Annotated in this window: 18 protein-coding genes and 1 pseudogene; 6 read left to right on the top strand and 13 right to left on the bottom strand. The window is 66.2% G+C overall.

Features of this window, described 5'->3' with window-relative positions:
* Positions 1-76 precede the first annotated feature (76 nt).
* Positions 77-1,243, bottom strand: a complete 1,167-nt coding sequence (locus NI1_RS16960; protein ID WP_067821211.1) for a thiolase family protein — start codon at positions 1,241-1,243, stop codon at positions 77-79.
* A gap of 114 nt (positions 1,244-1,357) precedes the next feature.
* Between NI1_RS16960 and NI1_RS16955 the strand changes: the two genes are divergently transcribed.
* Together NI1_RS16955 and NI1_RS16950 are read left to right on the top strand one after the other, a co-directional pair.
* The gene (locus NI1_RS16955) at positions 1,358-2,080 is read left to right on the top strand and encodes a YoaK family protein (RefSeq protein ID WP_067821208.1); all 723 of its coding nucleotides are present in this window, start codon (positions 1,358-1,360) and stop codon (positions 2,078-2,080) included.
* A gap of 85 nt (positions 2,081-2,165) precedes the next feature.
* A complete protein-coding gene (locus tag NI1_RS16950) occupies positions 2,166-2,768 on the top strand; it encodes an HdeD family acid-resistance protein (RefSeq protein WP_067821205.1) in 603 nt (200 codons plus the stop codon).
* 59 nt (positions 2,769-2,827) lie between these two features.
* Here NI1_RS16950 and NI1_RS16945 read toward each other — a convergent pair whose 3' ends face one another.
* From NI1_RS16945 to NI1_RS16925, 5 genes are read right to left on the bottom strand one after another with little or no spacing between them, the layout of a single operon-like run.
* Positions 2,828-3,706, bottom strand: a complete 879-nt coding sequence (locus NI1_RS16945) for a phosphoribulokinase (protein WP_067821202.1) — start codon at positions 3,704-3,706, stop codon at positions 2,828-2,830.
* Positions 3,707-3,751: 45 nt separating this feature from the next.
* Positions 3,752-4,828 (bottom strand): class 1 fructose-bisphosphatase, encoded by a 1,077-nt coding sequence (locus NI1_RS16940; RefSeq protein WP_067821199.1) that lies wholly within the window; start codon positions 4,826-4,828, stop codon positions 3,752-3,754.
* Positions 4,829-4,843: 15 nt separating this feature from the next.
* Positions 4,844-5,911 (bottom strand): AAA family ATPase, encoded by a 1,068-nt coding sequence (locus NI1_RS16935; RefSeq protein ID WP_245663264.1) that lies wholly within the window; start codon positions 5,909-5,911, stop codon positions 4,844-4,846.
* Between the two features lie 26 nt (positions 5,912-5,937).
* A complete protein-coding gene (locus NI1_RS16930; RefSeq protein ID WP_067821194.1) occupies positions 5,938-6,360 on the bottom strand; it encodes a ribulose bisphosphate carboxylase small subunit in 423 nt (140 codons plus the stop codon).
* Positions 6,361-6,376: 16 nt separating this feature from the next.
* Complete coding sequence (locus tag NI1_RS16925; protein ID WP_157535162.1) at positions 6,377-7,831, bottom strand: form I ribulose bisphosphate carboxylase large subunit; 1,455 nt, start codon at positions 7,829-7,831, stop codon at positions 6,377-6,379.
* A gap of 124 nt (positions 7,832-7,955) precedes the next feature.
* On the opposite strand from NI1_RS16925, the gene NI1_RS16920 reads away from it, so the two are divergent.
* Positions 7,956-8,855 (top strand): LysR family transcriptional regulator, encoded by a 900-nt coding sequence (locus tag NI1_RS16920; RefSeq protein WP_245663263.1) that lies wholly within the window; start codon positions 7,956-7,958, stop codon positions 8,853-8,855.
* Between the two features lie 6 nt (positions 8,856-8,861).
* Here the strand turns inward: NI1_RS16920 and NI1_RS16915 are convergent, their stop codons facing one another.
* The 5 genes from NI1_RS16915 to mqo are packed head-to-tail and all read right to left on the bottom strand — an operon-like array spanning position 8,862 to position 14,715.
* Positions 8,862-9,638: a hypothetical protein gene (locus tag NI1_RS16915; protein ID WP_157535161.1), complete on the bottom strand. Its 777-nt coding sequence runs from the start codon at positions 9,636-9,638 to the stop codon at positions 8,862-8,864.
* 37 nt (positions 9,639-9,675) lie between these two features.
* A complete protein-coding gene (locus NI1_RS16910; protein ID WP_084523335.1) occupies positions 9,676-11,145 on the bottom strand; it encodes a MutS-related protein in 1,470 nt (489 codons plus the stop codon).
* Entirely contained in the window at positions 11,142-12,638 is a 1,497-nt protein-coding gene (locus tag NI1_RS16905) for a MutS-related protein (RefSeq protein ID WP_067821184.1), read from the bottom strand. Before NI1_RS16905 ends, NI1_RS16910 begins: the two co-directional genes overlap by 4 nt.
* 20 nt (positions 12,639-12,658) lie before the next feature.
* The gene (locus NI1_RS16900; RefSeq protein WP_245663262.1) at positions 12,659-13,336 is read right to left on the bottom strand and encodes a GNAT family N-acetyltransferase; all 678 of its coding nucleotides are present in this window, start codon (positions 13,334-13,336) and stop codon (positions 12,659-12,661) included.
* The gene (mqo, locus tag NI1_RS16895; protein ID WP_067821181.1) at positions 13,333-14,715 is read right to left on the bottom strand and encodes a malate dehydrogenase (quinone); all 1,383 of its coding nucleotides are present in this window, start codon (positions 14,713-14,715) and stop codon (positions 13,333-13,335) included. Before mqo ends, NI1_RS16900 begins: the two co-directional genes overlap by 4 nt.
* Here mqo and NI1_RS40120 point away from each other — a divergent pair.
* A pseudogene (locus tag NI1_RS40120) lies at positions 14,691-14,960 on the top strand (helix-turn-helix domain-containing protein); the annotation flags it as partial. The gene mqo and the pseudogene NI1_RS40120 overlap by 25 nt on opposite strands.
* On the opposite strand, the gene NI1_RS39335 reads toward NI1_RS40120, so the two are convergent.
* On the bottom strand, positions 14,922-15,218 hold the full coding sequence (locus NI1_RS39335; protein WP_245663261.1) for a hypothetical protein: 297 nt from the start codon (positions 15,216-15,218) through the stop codon (positions 14,922-14,924). The pseudogene NI1_RS40120 and the gene NI1_RS39335 sit on opposite strands and share 39 nt — an antisense overlap.
* Before the next feature lie 52 nt (positions 15,219-15,270).
* Here NI1_RS39335 and NI1_RS39330 point away from each other — a divergent pair, with 52 nt between their 5' ends.
* Positions 15,271-15,750 (top strand): LysR substrate-binding domain-containing protein, encoded by a 480-nt coding sequence (locus NI1_RS39330; protein ID WP_245663260.1) that lies wholly within the window; start codon positions 15,271-15,273, stop codon positions 15,748-15,750.
* On the opposite strand, the gene NI1_RS16885 is transcribed toward NI1_RS39330, so the two are convergent.
* Complete coding sequence (locus tag NI1_RS16885) at positions 15,735-16,187, bottom strand: VOC family protein (protein WP_067821178.1); 453 nt, start codon at positions 16,185-16,187, stop codon at positions 15,735-15,737. The genes NI1_RS39330 and NI1_RS16885 overlap by 16 nt on opposite strands.
* 123 nt (positions 16,188-16,310) lie before the next feature.
* Between NI1_RS16885 and NI1_RS16880 the strand changes: the two genes are divergently transcribed.
* Positions 16,311-17,345 (top strand): fused (3R)-hydroxyacyl-ACP dehydratase subunits HadA/HadB, encoded by a 1,035-nt coding sequence (locus NI1_RS16880; protein WP_281179498.1) that lies wholly within the window; start codon positions 16,311-16,313, stop codon positions 17,343-17,345.
* Positions 17,346-17,474: the final 129 nt, after the last annotated feature.

Genomic DNA, 17,474 nt, shown 5'->3' with positions numbered 1-17,474 from the left:
CGAAATCTCGCTGCCGAGGACACCTTACGACCCGGCGCCGACAGATTCCGGCAAGTGCGGTGTGGTGGGACGTAGCTCAGAGCCGTTCGATAACGGTGGCGTTGGCCAGCCCACCGGCCTCGCACATGGTCATCAGCCCGTAGCGCCCGCCGGTCTGCTCCAGGTGGTTGAGCATGGTCGCCAGGATGCGGGTGCCGGACGCGCCCAGCGGATGCCCGAGCGCGATGGCCCCGCCGCGCGGGTTCAGTTTGGCGGGATCGGCGCCCACCTCGGCCGCCCACACCAGCGGCACCGGTGCGAACGCCTCGTTGACCTCGTAGGCGTCGATATCGTCAATGGTCAATCCGGCCCGCGCCAGCACCTTCCTGGTGGCAGGAACGACGGCGGTCAGCATGAGCAGCGGATCGTCGCCGGTCACCGCGAAGGAGTGGAACCGGGCGCGCGGCTTCAGTCCCAGGGCCGCCGCCTTCTGCTCGCTCATGATCAGTGCGGCCGAGGCCCCGTCGGTCAGCGGCGAGGAATTGCCCGGCGTGATCGACCATTCGATCTCCGGGAACCGCGCCTTGAACTCGGCGTCCTCGAACGCGGGCCGCAATCCGGCCAGACCCTCGACGGTGGTGGCCGGTCGGATGGTCTCGTCGGCGGTCAGCGTGCCCGCCGCCACCAGTTCGTTGTCGAATCCGCCGGACGCGGCGGTCTCGGCCGCGAGCCGATGCGAGCGCGCCGCGAACTCGTCGAGGGCCGCCCGGTCGAACTTCCAGCGCGCCGCGATGACCTCCGCCGAAATGCCTTGCTGCACAAGCCCGTCCGGGTAGCGGTGCGCGATCGGCCCGCGATTGGCGTCCTTGCCCGCCGCATTGGAGAACATCGGCACCCGCGACATCGACTCCACGCCGCACGCGATGGCCACGTCGTAGGCTCCCGCGATCACGCCCTGCGCCGCGAAATGCGCCGCCTGCTGCGAGGATCCGCACTGCCGGTCGACGGTGGTGGCGGGCACGGACTCCGGGAACCCGGCGGCCAGCACCGCGGTGCGGGAAATATTGAAGGCTTGCTCGCCGCTCTGCGTGACGCAACCGCCGATCACATCGTCGACGATGGCCGGGTCGATGCCGGTGCGTTCGACGAGCGTCGCGAGGACTCCGGAGAGCAGCGTCGCGGGGTGTACTTCCGACAGCCCGCCACCGGCTTTCCCTTTACCCGACGGGGTGCGTACGACGTCGACGATGACGGCGGAGGTCATGGCAGCTCCTTGTTCGTTCCCTGCTCAACCGGATGAGAATTCCGGTTAACATCAGCACTGTACCGCACGCTCGGGCTCAGCTTCTCCTCATGTGAAGGTTGCTAGCCTGTTGCCATGCATCCGGCCAAGGACGATTCACGAGCGCCCTTCTGGGACCTGGAAATGCGGCTGTCCGCGGTGTTGTCGGTGCTCGCGGGCTTTGTCGGCGCCGCCGCCTACGTCCATTCCATCGGCTATTTCGTCACCTTCATGACCGGCAATACCGAGCGGGCGATCATCGGCAACTTCACCGGCGACCACACCCTCGCACTCGGCGCCGCCGCCATCATCGTCTGCTTCCTGGCGGGTGTTTTCGTGGCGTCGATGTGCCGGCGGTATTGGTGGACCAACCATCCGCACGGCGCGACCGTGCTGGCTACCGTGGCATTGATCCTCGCCTCGCTGGTGGATATCTCGCTGGGCGAAAAGAGCATCGGCCTGGCGCCGATTCTGCTGGTGGCCTTCGGCATGGGCGCGCTGAACACCTCGTTCGTGAAGAACGGCGAGGTCTCCATCCCGGTCAGTTATGTGACGGGCACCCTGGTGAAACTGGCCCAGGGCATCGAACGCCACCTCTTCGGTGGCGGCACGATCCGCGATTGGGCCGGATATGGGCTGCAATATTTCTCGTTCGCACTCGGCGCGCTCTTCGGCGGCCTGGTCAGTCTCGTTGTCGATGGCGAGAACATGCTCGGCGCCGCCGCATTGGGATCGGCGCTGGTCGCGGCCTATACCTGGCGGGCGGATATCCGCTGGGTGAAACGGCAGATCAAACGGGAAGCGGTCGAGGTCGAATAGCGGCGAAATGCGCCGGTGATCACAGCCGCGCAACACCTCGCAAATAAACCGCAATACGGTCTGACGTCGGCTTACTCTGTCGATCATGACAACCAGCAAAGAGGAAGTTTCCGAAGGGCCGGTGCACGCCCTGGCCCGCAGTGCGTGGCAGTCGATTCTATTGACCGGCATCCTCTCGGTGGTGCTGGGCATTCTGGTCCTGGCCTGGCCGGGCAAGACCCTGCTGGTGGCGGGCGTGCTGTTCGGCGTCTACCTGATCGTGTCCGGTGTTTTCCAGCTCATCGCGGCATTCGGCGTGCATATCAGCGCCGGTATGCGGATCCTGTCCTTCGTCAGCGCCATTCTGTCGCTGATCCTGGGCTTTCTGTGCTTCCACGATTGGCGGGACCAGGGTGAGGCGACAGCCGTTCTGCTGCTTGCCATCTGGATCGGCATCAGCTGGATCTTCCGTGGCGTTTCCTCGCTGATCGTCGGCCTGTCGGCGGACGGTGTGCCGGGGCGCGGCTGGGCGATCTTCTTCGGCATCGTGCTGATCATCGGTGGCGGCTGGCTGATTGCGGTGCCGTTCACCTCCATTCTGACCCTGACCCTGGTGGCGGGCTGGTGGTTGATCTTCCTGGGCATTATGGAGATCGTCAGCGCGTTCCAGGTCAAGAGCGGCTCGAAGGCCGTGCCGAGGGGCCTCTGAGCAGCACCCGAACCGATACACCGGCGGTCGTCTTCCGAGACGGCCGCCGGTTTCTCGTTTCAGCGCAAACGCTTCGGCCGCTTGTCCATCAGGCGCAGGATCAGCGGCGTGAAGATGAGCTGCATGGCCAGGTCCATCTTGCCGCCCGGCACCACGATCGAATTGGGCCGTGACATGAACGAATCGTGCAGCATGGACAGCAGATACGGAAAGTCGATCACCTTCGGATCGGCGAACCGGATCACCACGAAACTCTCGTCGGCGGTCGGAATGGTGCGCGCGGTAAAGGGATTCGAAGTGTCCACGGTCGGCACCCGCTGGAAATTCACGTAGGTGCGCGAGAACTGCGGGCAGATGTACTTCACGTAGTCGGGCATGCGCCGCAGAATCGTATCGATGATGGCTTCATCGTCGTAGCCGCGTTCGTTGCGGTCGCGGTGCACCTTCTGAATCCATTCCAGATTGACGATCGGCACCACGCCCACGAGCAGATCCGCATGCCGGGCCACATCGATATCACCGCTGGTCGCGGCGCCGTGCAGCCCCTCGTAGAACAGCAGATCCGAACCCGGTGACAATTCCTCCCACGGCGTGAAAGTGCCGGCCGGTTGTCCGTAGGGTTTGGCCTCCTCGTCGTCGTGCAGGTACCTGCGCACCGCACCCACCCCGGTCTCCCCGTAATCGCGGAACAGAGTTTCGAGTTCGGCCAGCAGATTCGCCTCCGGCCCGAAATGCGAGAAGGTCAGGTTGCGTTGCTGTTCGGCCTCGGCCATGGCCAGCTTCATCTCGTTGCGGTCGAAGCGGTGGAACGAATCCCCTTCCACGATGGCCGCATTGATGCCTTCGCGGCGGAATATCTCCTGGAAGGTCCGCGTGACGCTGGTCGTTCCCGCACCGGATGACCCGGTGATCGCGACCACGGGATGTTTGACCGACATGGCACCTCCTGGATTGCCGGACAACGGTTCTGGTGAACCGCGAACTCAGTGCCCCGCCGAACGGAACAGCGACCGCGACCCGAACAGCGAGGCGTCGAAGCTCGGGCCTTCGTCGGGGTGGCGGTGATAGCGCTCGATGCGCTCGACCTCGTTGCGGGATCCGAAGATGAACGGAATCCGCTGATGCAGTTCCTCGGGTTTCACATCCAGCACGCGCTCGTGACCGGTGATGGCCGCTCCCCCGGCCTGTTCCACCACGAAGGCGATCGGATTCGCGCCGTACAGCAGCGACACCCGGCCCGGACGTGCCGGATGCCGGGTGTCGCGCGGGTACATGTAGAGGCCGCCGCGGGTGAGGATGTGGAAGGTGTCGGCGACCAAGGACGCGACCCAGCGCATATTGAAATCCCGTCCGCGCGGCCCCTCGACGCCCTCCAGGCATTCGTGGACGTAGCGGCGCACCGGTCGTTCCCAGAAGCGCTCATTGGCCGCGTTGATGGCGAATCCCGAAGTGTCCTCGGGGATTCGCATGCGCGGATGGGTGAGCACGAATGCGCCGACCTCCCGGTCCAGGGTGAACCCGTCCACGCCGTTGCCGGTGGTGAGTACCAGCATGGTCGCGGGCCCGTACAGGGTGAAGCCCGCGCACACCTGCTGCACCCCCGGTTGCAGGAAGTCCGCCGCGCCCGCCTCACCCCCGTCCTCGGGCGCGCGCAGCACACTGAAAATCGTTCCCACGGGCAGGTTCACGTCGATATTGCTGGACCCGTCCAGCGGATCGAAGGCGAGCAGGTACTTACCGCGCCGGTATTCGCCGGGCACCGGGTGGAATCCGGCGAGCTGCTCGGAGACCAGCGCGCACAGCAAACCCGTCCACTGCGATTCGGCCACCATGATGTCGTGCGCGATGGCATCCATCTTGCGGTGCACCGTGATCGGCAGATTGCCCGCGTCGGACGCGCCGAGCGACCCGACGATCGCGCCCCTGGTCACCTGATTGGCGATGATCTTGGTCGCGGTGGCCAGCACGTTCAGCAGCGCCGAGAACTCCCCGGACGATCCGGGATGCCGATGCTCCTGCTCGATGGTGTAGCGGGTGAGGGTCTTCAATCCTTCGGGCATCCCCTGCTCATTTCCTCATCCGGACGCCCCCTCGTCGATGGGGGCATCGGCGAACACACTGCTGCCGTAGACGTCGCTGTCCGTCAGGGTGATCAGATCGGTTCGGCTCACCGGCCGCTGGAGTTCCACCAGGCGCTTGGCCTGGCGCAGGCGGCAGCGGTCCAGGGCGTTGCGGACGCTGCGGGCATTGGCGAAACGCGGCCGGTCCATCCGCAACCGCAGATAGTGCGAGAACGCCTGTACCGCAGCCTCGTCGAAGTGGAAGTTCTCCTGTTCGACCATGAGCTCGGCGATGGCCAGCAGCTCCCCGTGCGTGTAATCGGGGAACTCGATGTGGTGGGCGACCCGCGACGAGAGACCCGGATTGGCGGAGAAGAAGGTCTCCATCCGATCCGGGTAGCCGGCGAAGATGACCACCAGGCTGGTGCGCTCGTTCTCCATCTCCTGCAAGAGGATCTCGATGACCTCCTGCCCGTAGTCACGTTCGTTCTCCGGCCGGAACAGGTAGTACGCCTCGTCGATGAACAGGACGCCCCCGGCGGCTTTGGCGAGGGCTTCCTTGGTCTTGGGCGCGGTGTGGCCGATGAACTGACCGACCAGATCGTCACGGGTGACGGTGTGCACCTTGGGTTTACGGATGTACCCGAGGGCGTGCAGCATTTCGGCCATGCGCAGAGCCACGGTGGTCTTGCCGGTGCCGGGACCGCCGGTGAAGCTCATGTGCATGGTGGGCCGGGTGGCTTGCAGGCCGAAACGCTGACGGGCGCGGTCGATGAGGAGCAGGGCCGCGATCTCCCGCACCCGGCGCTTCACATTCGCGAGGCCGACCAGTTCGGCGTCGAGGCGATGCAGGGTGTCCTCGACGTCCTTGCCCGCCACATCCGTGGATAGGTCCAGCAGGGCGTCGTCGGGCAGCAGGTCCGGGTGGCCGGCCCCGGGATCCCCCGATCGGGGACCCTCGGCGGCCGTACCGCGCAGCGGGCCGGGGCTCGTGACCCCGGGCCGATGCATCTGGAACCCACTCGCCGGACGGCCGGGTGCAGGTCCGCGGCCGTCCGTTGCCGCGGGGTGTTCCGCGCTCACAATAAACCTCCGTCACCGAAAGACATTCAGCCGTCGTACCTTTCGCCCGGCCGGGCGTCCTGGGCGTAGGAGTGGAACCCGTAACGCTGACGCCGGTCGTCGGTGTCGAAGCGGTTCAACCGGAAGCCCGGCTCGTTCGCCGGGCGCTGCACGATGAAGCTCAATGCCGTGGTCTGGCGCCCGTAGGCGGCGTCATAGGCGTTCACGCGAATGTAGTGGCGCGGGAACGTGGCCCGGCAGGCATTGATCTCGGCGAGCACGCCGTCGGGTTCGTCGAGATCGAACAGCGGCAGGCCCCACATCTCCCAGTACACGTTCCGCGGGTGCGGATCATCGGTGTACTCGATGCTGACCGGCCAATTGTTGAGCAGTGCGTAGCGGACCTGCGCGGCGATCTCGGTGTCGTCGAGTTCGGGCAGGTGTGAGAAGGTGCCCTGACGCAGATGCATGGTCTTACCTCGGCTTTCAGCGGGTGGCCGTGGGGACGGCGTCGGGGGCGTCGGTGGAGGTGTAGTCGAAGGTGACATCACCCCAGACATCGAGGGCGACCTTCAGCGGGCGGCAGATCTCGGCGGCGCGGCGCAGCGCGTCCGGGCCTTCCTTGAGCAGATCGCGACCTTCGTTGCGCGCCTTGACGACTGCTTCGAGGGCGACGCGGTTGGCTTCCGCGCCCGCCGCGATACCCATCGGATGGCCGATGGTGCCGCCGCCGAACTGGAGGATGGCGTCGTCGCCGAAGAGATCCAGCAACTGATGCATCTGCCCGGCGTGGATGCCGCCCGAGGCCACCGGCATGACGCCGGGCAGGCTCGCCCACTCCTGATCGAAGAAGATGCCGTTCTGCGGATTCATCGGAATGTGGTTGTCGCGCAACGTGTCATAGAAGCCCTTGACCGTGTGCGGGTCGCCCTCGAGCTTGCCGATCACCGTGCCCGCGTGCAGGTGATCCACGCCGATCAACCGGCACCACTTGGCCAGCACCCGGAAGCTCACGCCGTGGGTCTTCTGCCTGGTGTAGGTGGAGTGCCCGGCGCGGTGCAGGTGCAGCAGCATGCCGTTCTTGCGCGCCCACTTGGACATGGACTGCATGGCGGTGTAGCCGACCGTCAGATCCATCATGATGATCACGCTGCCCAGCGATTTGGCGAACTCGGCGCGCTCGTACATGTCCTCCATATCGCCGGCGGTGACATTGAGGTAATGCCCCTTCATCTCACCGGTTTCCGCGATAGCGCGGTTGACGCCCTCCATAGCGAACAGATAGCGATCCCGCCAGCGCATGAACGGCTGCGAGTTGATGTTCTCGTCGTCCTTGGTGAAATCGAGTCCGCCCTTACAGGCTTCGTATACGACGCGGCCGTAGTTGCGTGCCGACAAGCCCAGTTTCGGTTTCACCGTCGCGCCGAGCATCGGCCGGCCGTATTTGTTCAGATATTCCCGTTCCATAACGATTCCGTGCGGTGGACCCTGAAAGGTCTTCACGTATGCAACGGGAATTCGCATGTCCTCCAGGCGCAATGCCTGCAACGGCTTGAAGCCGAATACATTGCCGATCACCGAGGAGGTCAGATTGGTGATCGACCCTTCCTCGAAGAGGTCCAGATCGTACGCGACGTAGGCGAAGTACTCGCCCGGCCGGCCCGGCACCTCGTCCACCCGGTAGCACTTGCCCTGGTAGCGGTTGTGCGCGGTGAGCCGGTCGGTCCACACCACCGTCCACGTGGCCGTGGAGGATTCGCCCGCCACCGCCGCGGACGCCTCCACCGGATCGACGCCTTTCTGCGGCGTCACCCGGAACACGGCGAGCACATCGGTGTCCTTGGGCTGATAGTCCGGGGCGTAGTATCCCATCGAGGCATAGGTCTGCACACCCGGATCCCACCGGCCGCGCCCATCCTGATCATCGGAAGCTCCAGCCATCATTCCTCCTGCGAAGCGGGTTGGGCGACTAGTGATTCCAAGGATGACGGGGGCGTTAACCACAAACAATTGGATAATTCCTGGTCTCCCTCAACCGTTTAGTGGAGTTTGCTACCGTCTGAAGATGGGTACGGTGAGCGCGGTCCGCATGGAAACTTTCCTCGCCGTAGCCCGCCACTCCAGCATTCGCCGTGCGGCCGCACAGTTGCACATCACCGAAGCCGCGGCTTCAGCGGCCGTGGCGCACATCGAAAAACAGCTGGGCGCCAAACTGATCGCCAAATCCGGGCGCGGTATCGCCCTCACCGAAGCGGGCCGGGTATACGCCGACTACTGCCGCAGCATCCTCGGCTTGATGAAGGAAGCGCACGCCGCGGTGCGCGAGGCCGAAACCGGCCGCCTGCGCATCGGGGTAGTGGCCACCGCCGGCGAGTACGTACTCCTGCGCCTGCTGGCGTCCTTCCGAACCCGCTACCCCGATATCGAACTCGGCCTCTCCATCCAGCCCCGCGACGTCCTGTTCCTCGAATTGACCCACCACGAAACAGATCTCGTCGTCGCCGGCCGCCCACCCCGCGACACCGGCCTGGTCACCCGCGCCCGCCGCCCCAGCCAACTGGTCGTGGTCGGCGCCCCCAACCGCTGGCCCGACCCCTTCGAAGCCACCTGGCTACTGCGCGGCACCGGCTCCGGCACCCGCGACACCACCCTGGCCCTGTTCGACCGCCTCCAAATCCGCCCGCCCACCCTCACTCTCGGCACCCACGGCGCCGCCCTCGCCGCCGCCCGCGAGGGCCTCGGCATCACCCTCATCCACTCCGACGCCATCGAAACCGACCTCTCCGCCCACCGCCTCGAGGTCATCCCCCTCGAAGGCACCCCCCTGACCCGCCCCTGGCACGCCGTCACCACCCGCACCCCCACCCCCGCCGCCCGCCTCTTCATCACCCACATCATGAACCCGAAAGAGGTGGGCGAGAACGCTTTCGAACCCGAAGCCACCGACAAACGCCCCCGCGCCTAGGCGGGGTCAGGAACGGATATCGGTGATGCAGTAGCCTTCCTGGCCGATGTTGAGGACGAAGGTGGCCGGTTGGGTCACGCCGGAGGAGTTGGTCAGGGGAACCGAGACTTCGACCTGGTCCGGGCCGGCTGATTGGACGGTGATGTCGGAGTCTTTGAATCCGGTTGTGCCGGTGAGTTTTCCGGGGTTGTTGGCGAGGGTCGAGCCTGCGCATACCAGGGGGTATTTGCCTTCGGCGTCGTTGGGGTCGACGGGCTTGCCGATCCAGCGGGACAGGTAGCGGTGGACGGCGTAGCGGGCGTCGGCGGTGTTGAAGGCGGCCGGGTCGTCGGCCGGGCTGACGCGGGGGCAAGCGTAGCCGGAGGCGATTTCGCTGCGTTTCACGCTGACGGTGCGGGTCGCGCCTTTCCAGATCACCGCGAATTGGCCGTCGAGGCCGGGCTGGGCTACGGCGTCGAGGATGCCGGGCTGGTCGGCGTACATGTTGCGGGCGTTGGTGGGTTCGATGGTCCAGCATTTGCGGACCAGCTGGTCGATATCGCCTGCGACCAGGTCGCGCACCCAAGGGGTCAGGGCGGTGGCGGCGTTCGGGTTGCCGGGCACCGCGCCCACCGTCACCGCCGGGCCCGGGGCGGATGAAGCGGTGGTCGTGGGGGAAACAGGTTGTGCGGAAAGAGATGTCGTTGTTTGCGGTGTCGCGGTGCGAGTGGAGGTCGCGCTGCTGCCCGCATCGTCGCCGCAGGCTGTCAGCGTCACGCAGACGGCCGCGATCGTCAGACTCACAACCCCTGCCGTTGAAGTCCTCGTCATCCGCACGAGACTACCGATCCGGTCCGTGTCGCGGGTTCGTGCCGGGCGCGTACCCGAAAATCTGGGCGAAGATATCCGTGCCGTGACTGGTCGGCTCGGGCGCGCCGGGCGTCAGCCGATAGGTGCGGCGGCCGTCGGGAGCCCGCTCGGCGCGCAGGAACAGGTCCGTCGGGTGGCGCTGGGCGAAGCGCTGCCGGGCGAAATCGTGCAGATGGGTCACGAGCACGACTTTCACGCCGGAGTCGAGCAGCGCGGACAGGATCGGGTCGGTGATGGCCGCGGCATCGCGGTCGTTGGTGGAGGCGAAAGGCTCGTTGCACAACACCATCGCGTGGGGTGCGAGCTGGTCGGTGATCTCACGCAGGCGAGCCAGCTCCTCGTCGAGGCGGCCGTGCTGCATGGCGGGATCCTCGGCGCGGACGAAATGGGTGAACAGGCCGTGGCGGATGTCGGCGGTGCAGGCGCGGGCGGTGACGAACAGGCCGGCCTGCATCATCAGCTGGGCGCAGCCGACACTGCGCAGGAAGGTGGATTTGCCGCCGCTGTTCGCGCCGGTCACCACTGTGAAGGTGGTTGCGGTGGCGTCGATGTCGGTGCCGACGACCTCGGAGCGCGCCAGCGAAAGGAGCGGGTCGCGTAGGTCGCGGGCCGACAGCACGTTCTCGCCGGGGTGCGCCGGTATCGGGAAGCAGGTCGGGGTTCCCGCACGGGACAGTCGTTCCCGCAGGTTCACGCAGCCGAGGTAGAACGCCAGCTCGGTGCGGAGTTCACGGAAGAAGCCCTGCACATTGTCGGCGACGCGGCCCACCACCTCCTTGACGATGGCCAGCGCCGGGGCGGTGACGATCCGCAACGGATCGCCGTCGTGGAATTCGAAGTTCTCGAGGGCGACGAAGCTCGATCCGCTGCGACCGCCGAAGAGGGAACGCCTGGTCGCGGCGGGTGGTTCGTGCAGTGTTACCCGGTCGAGCTTGTTGCCGGTGCCGAGGGCGGCGCTGAACAACATGCCGTGTTCGAAATACAGGGCGGCCAAATGCTTTTCGAGACCGCTCAGATACTCGTCGTCGAGCTGGGCGGCGAGGACCTCGCGGAATCGGGTCAGCCCCGCGGAACTGCCCGCGGCATGCTTCTCGCAGGTCTGCCGGAGTCGGCGCAGATGACCGACCAGCTCCTCGAGCGATTGCAAAGCCATGGCCGTCCAGCGGCGCACCGAAGCGGCCTCCCGGGCGATGGCGTACAGCTCGCGCAACAGTGCTTGGTCGGCACAGAAGTCCGCGAGCACATCCTGCCGGTACCGGATGACGTCGGGGTCCGTGAGGCTCACCGGCACAATCGCTTTCACGACATCGGCGACGAATTCGTCACCGGCCGCCATCGCGGTGTAGAGGTCGGCGAGGCCCAAGTCCTCGGCCACCGCTTCGCCGTTGCGCGCCACCTGCGCCCGCTGTCCCGGCGGGTGGAGCAGACCGATCGGGATCATCGCACTCGCTCCCGGATCGCGTCGTAGGTCAACCCGTGCCGCTGCGCCACCGCTGTGGCGTACGCCAATCCATCGGGCGGCCTGCGTTCGATCCGGAACGTACGCGTCGTATCCGCATCCGATTCCACGCCCGCGACCATGCTCACCACCTCCGGCCCGACCTCGGCGAGCTCTTCCAGGAACGTCACGTACACGCCCATCGCACCGCGTTCGACAATCCGGCGCACCACTTCACCGCCGATGGATACGGCATCCGCGGCGGTAGTGGTACTGAAGCTCTCGTTCAGAATCACGACGCTGCGCTCGGTGACCGCGCCCAGGATGTCGCGCATGCGAGCCAGCTCCTGCGCCAGCGCACCGCCCGGCTCGGCGATATCGTCCTCGTGCACGAAATGGGTGAGCACCCTGTCCGGCAGCATCATTCGCGCGCGCGTTCCCGGCACCGGGCAGCCCAGAGCGGTCAGATACGCCAGCTGCCCGACCATCCTTGCGAAGGTGCTCTTGCCACCCTGATTCGGGCCGGTCACCACGATCAAGCGTTCGGGGCCATCGAGGCGAATGTCATTGCGCACCACCACGGCGGCCGGGTCGCCGTGCCGGGCACGCGCCAGCATCACGTCGAAAGCGCCCTCGGCGACGATGCCCTCGAAACGCTCGGTGACTTCGGGGAAGCAGAACGTCAGCCCGCGCTCGCCCAAGCCCCGCACGAACCGGGAGTAGCCGAGGTAGAACCGCATCTCGGCATCCACCCGCGCGAGCATCGGATCGATGAACTCGCGAAACTGCTCCGCATGCCGCGCAAGCCTTTCGAACACCTCCGGAAATTGCTCGGTGACCGCGGCGATGAGCTGTTCCTCGACCTCGTTCATATCCGGCCACGGATCCACCACGACGACCGGCTTTTCCGCGTCGCCGGGCCGGAATCGAGCGAACGCGGCGGCTATCGTCTCGCTGTAATCCGCCTGCCCCCGATAGCGGTCGACCACCACCTTGCGCCCGTTCAACTGCACGCTGTAGCGGACCCGGTCCAGCGCCGCGTGGACTTCTGCCCGCTCGCGGACCAGATTCGTGAACCACTCCCCCTCGAGGTACTCCGTCAGCCGCTCTCGCAACCGCCGGAGGGCATGCGCGCGGATCGGCAAGGCTCGCAGCGCCTCCCCGAATTCCGCCACCGTCCGGCAGTACACCTCTTCGGCATCGAGCTGCCAGCGGTCGCGCTGTTCGAGCCGCCGTCCCTGTGCCAGATGCTTTCGCACCGAACGCATTCCGGCCCCGAACGCTTCGAAAGCCATGCGCACGGGCTCATCCTGGAGATCACGGAACACTTCGTGGCGGAACCGCACGGTCGCCACATCCCGCACCGGACGCAACCACACCGCCTGCCCGTCCTCCGGGTCGGCGGCGAAGATCCGGTGATCGATCCGCAGATCGGCCACGCTGCTCGCCGAGGCGGGCTCCCCGACCGGCTCGCCCCCGGGCCACAAGGTACTCATCCCCCGCACGATCCCGCTCCCTAGAGGCGTGCCGTCAGCCGGGCCCGAGTCTCGGGCCAGTCCTCGGCGATGATCGAGAACTGCACACTGTCGCGAATGGTGCCGTCGGAGCGCCGGAAATTGCGGCGCAGCACGCCCTCGTAGCGCGCACCGAGCCGGGCGATCGCCTGCTGCGAACGATGATTGCGGACATCGGTTTTCAGCTGGACGCGACCGACGTTCAACTTCTCGAACGCGAACTCGAGCAGCAGCAGTTTGGCCTCGGGGTTCACGGTGGTGGCCCAAACCTGCGGGTCATAGAGCGTGAATCCGATTTCCAGCGCCGCGTCCCGCGCCGACACCGCCAGGTATGCGGTCACACCCACCACCGTGCCGGCCGGCACTCCGGAGATGGTGGCCCGGGTCCGCACGGTCCAGACCTGCCAATCCGGCAGCGCGCACCGGGCCTCCAGATGGGTTCGGAACTCGTCCGGATCCGAAGGCCGCCACGGGACGTGCGCCCAGACCTCGTCATGATCAAGCGCCCGGAACAGGTCCGCCGTATCCGCGGCCGGGTCGAGCGGCGTCAGCAGCACCGAGGTTCCGGTCAGTTCGGTATCCGCCGGGATCGGCCAGACCATTTCCGGCCAGGGCTCGTCGAACGGCCGCGGATCCGGAACCGGTTCGAACCGGGTCACCTCTTCGATGCTCTCGCTCACGATTCGACATTAGTTGGTGGCAGCGCCGCCATAAGATCACGGAGCGCCGGTTCCCAGTCGCGGTAGCGATCGGGGAAGCAGCGCGGCAGCAGGCCGGCCATGATCGCGGGGGCGGTCGACGCGCCCGGCGAGGCCCCGAGCAATCCGGCGATACTGCCGTCGGCCGCGGTGACGAGCTCGGTGCCGAATGTCAATTCGCCGACCTTGCCGGGATGAGGTTTCACCACCTGGGCGCGCTGGCCCGCTTGGATGAGCGTCCAATCACTCGGGTCGGCGGACGGGTAGAACCGTTGCAGCTCAGCGAATTTGCGACGGCGCGTCGCCAGGAGCTGACCGAGCAGATAGACAACCAAAGACAGATTCTGGAGTCCGGCGGCGAGCAATACCGCGATATTGCGGAGGCGGATCGTGGTGAACAGGTCGATGAGGCGGCCGCGCTTCAGCAGCCGGGTGCTGAAGGTCGCGTACGGCCCGAACAACAGGTATTCACCACCCTCGACCACTCGTTTGTCCAAGTGCGGGACCGACATCGGCGGCGCGCCCAACGCGGCCTGGCTGTAGACCTTCGCCCCGTGACGTGCGACGACGTCGGGATTGTCGGTGCGCAGGAACTGAGCGCCGAACGGAAGCACCGCATACCCGCGTACTTCCGGCACGCGTGCCTTCTGTAACAGTTTCAGGGCGTACCCGCCCGCGCCGACGAAGACGAACCGTGCTCGAACGGTGCGGCGGCGCTTGGTGATTCGATTACGCACCGTCAGCGTCCACACGCCGTCGGCATCGCGGCGCAGCTTGACCACCTCCTGCTCTAGCTGGATTCGCGCCCCGGTCTCCGTCATGACGTCCACGAGTGACCGCGTCAGCGCACCGAAGTCCACATCGGTTCCGCCTTCGAACCGTGTCGCCGCCATCGGCTCGCCGGGCTCGCGGCCGTCCATCAGCAGCGGAGCCCACTGCGCGATCCGCTCGGGATCCTCGGTGTACTCCATCGCCTCGAACGCCGGCAGCGACCGCAAGGTCTTGAATCGTGCCCGCAGATAAGTGACGTCACGCTCGCCGAACACCACATCCATATGCGGTGCCGCACTGACGAATCCGGTATCCGCGAGCGAGGCCCAGAACTGCCGCGACAACCGGAACTGCCTGGCGATCTCGGCGGCCTTGCCCGCATCCTCCGGATCGGGCATGTAGTTCAGCTCGCAATACCCGGAATGCCCGGTGCCCGCATTGTTCCAAGGATCGGAGCTCTCGGCGGCGAGTTCACCGAGGCGCTCGAAGAGTGCGACCGACCAATCCGGTTGCAGCCGCGCGAGCATCGCACCCAGGGTCGCCGACATGATGCCCCCGCCGATCAATGCCACATCCAGGACGTCTTCCATTTCGGCCTCCCTACCGTCGTGATGCTGGGATCGTCACACCGCACGGATTGATCCGTCCAATATCGATTGCGGGCCAATATGATCCGAATATGGATGAGTCGCCGTACGCGCAGCTGGAGGCGCTCGCGCCCCTGCTCGCGGCCTTCGATACCGCGGCGGGTGCGGGCCACATCACACGCGCGGCGCAGGTGCTGGGCGTGCCGCAGTCATCCTTGAGCCGCAGGTTGAAGACCATCGAGAAGACGCTCGGGCTTCAACTGTTCCAACCGGTCGGTCGTGGAATCACGCTCACCCCGGCGGGGCGTGAATTGTTCGAGCGCACGCGGCATCTGGTGCGCGGACTCGACGACGCTATCAACATGGTGCGCGGGAACGCCGATCCGGAAACCGGGCTGGTGCGTTTCGGTTTCCCGCTCAGCCTCGGACCGGTCAGCATGCCGTCGCTGCTGGCCGGCTTCCACGCCACGGCACCGCGAATCCGGCTGCACCTGGTGCAGGCGCACGGCGAAGCCCCTCGCCGAGCAGATCCGCACCGGACGACTGGACCTCGCGGTCATGATTCCCGCGCCCGCCGACCTACCGGCGATGGTGCTGGGGCAGCAGCCCATTCAGCTCTACGTCGCCCGGCGTCACCCGCTGGCTCGGCACGATGTCATCGATCTGGCCGACCTGGCCGGGGAGCGGTTCATCGCCAACCCGCCCAGCTATCACCTGCGCCAGCTGCTCGATACCTGGTGTGCCGAAGCCGGATTCGCGCCCACCGTCGCATTCGAGATCACCGAATTCGACACCCTGCGCGCCCTGGTCGGCCACGGGCTGGGTGTCGCGCTGCTGCCGGAGCCGGAGACCCCGCACCCCGATCTGCATCGCCTCACCATCCGGGATCCGCGCACCCGCGGCATCGGCCTGGTCTCCGGAGCGCACCGCCCGACCCCGGCGGTAGCCCGCCTGCACGCCTACATCGCCGCCCACGCGATGACTCACATCCACGGGGGCGGCGATGGTGGCAAAAGCGCGGATCAGGCGTGGTCGTAGGCGTCCTGCAAGACCTTGACGTCGATCTTCGACATGGACCGCAGCGCCATGGCGACGGCGAGGGCCTGCTCCGGTTCGCCGTTCATCAGCCGCGGCATGGCGGAGGGCGCGATCTGCCAGCTCAGGCCGTAGCGGTCGGTGAGCCATCCGCACGGGCCGGGGGCGCCGCCTTCGGTGAGCACGGCCCACAGCTGATCGATTTCCTCCTGGGTGTCGACGACCAGTTGCAGCGAGATGGCATCGGTGAGCGGATGATCCGGGCCGCCGTTCATGATCGTGACCGCCTGCCCGGCGAGCTCGAGCGTGACGATGAACGCGGAACCGTCGGAATTGCGGGTGATCTCGACGATCTTGGAACCGGGCACGGTCGCCGCGTAGAACTCGGCGGCCTGCTCGGCGGCGTTGTCGAACCAGATGAAGGTATTGAGCGTGGTCATGACGACTCCTGAGGGAAGCGTTTGAACTACTGTCACCCGAAGGTCGGAGCCGCCGACCGGATCTCGACGCATCACCCGAAGATTTTCGAAAGAAGTTTTTCGGGCGATGCCGGGGAGTCTGAAGTGAGGAGCACCTTGGTGGAAGCGACGTTCGATACGGCCGAGCTGGTCGGGCATCACTATCGGGTGGACGACTACTACGAGGTCGGTCGCGAGAAGATCCGCGAATACGCCCGGGCGGTGCAGGATTTCCATCCCGCGCACTGGAGCGAGGATGCCGCGAACGAACTCGGCTACACCGGACTGGTCGCCCCGACCACCTTCTATTCGATCGTCGCCATGCTGGCCAATCGGCGGCTCTTCGAAACCGTCATCAGCGGCTACGACGTGTTCGTGCAGACCGACCAGGTCTTCGAGATGTATCAGCCCGTCGTCACCGGCGACCGCCTGACCAGCGATGTCGAACTCAGTGCGGTGCGCCGGATCGCGGGCAAGGAACTGCTCACCGTCACCAATACCTTCACCGCGCAAACCGGTGAGATCGTGCAGGTCATGCACACCACGGTCGTCGGCATCACCGACGAGGACGTGGATGCCGGTCTCGGCGAGGCGATTCAGCGCGTCATGATGCACGGCATCGAGATCCCGTCCCGCACCACGACCGCGGAGACCGAATCCACCTCCGCGCCCGAACTCGGCCCGTACTCCGCGGTCACCCGAAACCGCGTCGCGCGCACCGCGATCGACTTCGAGAAGGCCGCGGTCGGCGACGAACTGCCGCCCCGCACCGCCCGCCTGACTCGCGGCGACCTCGTCAACTACGCGGGCGTGGCCGGCGATGCCAACCCCATCCACTGGCACGACGACATCGCCGCTCGAGCCGGACTGCCGGATGTGATCGCGCACGGCATGCTCACCATGGCCCTCGGCGCCGGTTTCGTCACCGACTGGCTAGGCGATCCCGGCGCGCTCACCCGGTACGCGGTCCGTCTCTCCAACTACACCGTCATCGAGGCAGAAACAGCTGGCACCGTCGAATTCACCGGCCGCATCAAATCCCTCGACCCCGAGACCAAGACCGCCGTCGTAGTCATCACAGCCAAGTCCGGCGGCCGCAAGATCTTCGGCCTCGCCACCGCCGAGGTCCGTCTCAGCTGATCGGCCACCGCCGTCCGAACCGATCTTTGGAGTAAAAACCGCAGGTCACCGTATGTAATGTGGTGCCGCGGCGAGGGTGGGCAGCGTCTTCGATTTCGTTAGTTAGCGTAATGCAACTATATTGGGACG

It is taken from the genome of Nocardia inohanensis NBRC 100128, from assembly GCF_001612945.1.
Taxonomy (GTDB): Bacteria; Actinomycetota; Actinomycetes; order Mycobacteriales; family Mycobacteriaceae; genus Nocardia; species Nocardia inohanensis.
This window is presented reverse-complemented; position numbering and strand designations above follow the sequence as displayed.

Bases quoted from the DNA above. Each gene is read 5' to 3' on its own strand.
- mqo (WP_067821181.1), bottom strand. From the start codon at position 14,715: ATGGAAGACGTCCTGGATGTGGCATTGATCGGCGGGGGCATCATGTCG.
- NI1_RS16905 (WP_067821184.1), bottom strand. From the start codon at position 12,638: ATGAGTACCTTGTGGCCCGGGGGCGAGCCGGTCGGGGAGCCCGCCTCG.
- NI1_RS16955 (WP_067821208.1), top strand. From the start codon at position 1,358: ATGCATCCGGCCAAGGACGATTCACGAGCGCCCTTCTGGGACCTGGAA.
- NI1_RS16945 (WP_067821202.1), bottom strand. From the start codon at position 3,706: ATGTCGGTCAAACATCCCGTGGTCGCGATCACCGGGTCATCCGGTGCG.
- NI1_RS39330 (WP_245663260.1), top strand. From the start codon at position 15,271: ATGATTCCCGCGCCCGCCGACCTACCGGCGATGGTGCTGGGGCAGCAG.
- NI1_RS16910 (WP_084523335.1), bottom strand. From the start codon at position 11,145: ATGATCCCGATCGGTCTGCTCCACCCGCCGGGACAGCGGGCGCAGGTG.
- NI1_RS16930 (WP_067821194.1), bottom strand. From the start codon at position 6,360: ATGCATCTGCGTCAGGGCACCTTCTCACACCTGCCCGAACTCGACGAC.
- NI1_RS16940 (WP_067821199.1), bottom strand. From the start codon at position 4,828: ATGCCCGAAGGATTGAAGACCCTCACCCGCTACACCATCGAGCAGGAG.
- NI1_RS16925 (WP_157535162.1), bottom strand. From the start codon at position 7,831: ATGGCTGGAGCTTCCGATGATCAGGATGGGCGCGGCCGGTGGGATCCG.
- NI1_RS16960 (WP_067821211.1), bottom strand. From the start codon at position 1,243: ATGACCTCCGCCGTCATCGTCGACGTCGTACGCACCCCGTCGGGTAAA.
- NI1_RS16950 (WP_067821205.1), top strand. From the start codon at position 2,166: ATGACAACCAGCAAAGAGGAAGTTTCCGAAGGGCCGGTGCACGCCCTG.
- NI1_RS16920 (WP_245663263.1), top strand. From the start codon at position 7,956: ATGGGTACGGTGAGCGCGGTCCGCATGGAAACTTTCCTCGCCGTAGCC.
- NI1_RS16885 (WP_067821178.1), bottom strand. From the start codon at position 16,187: ATGACCACGCTCAATACCTTCATCTGGTTCGACAACGCCGCCGAGCAG.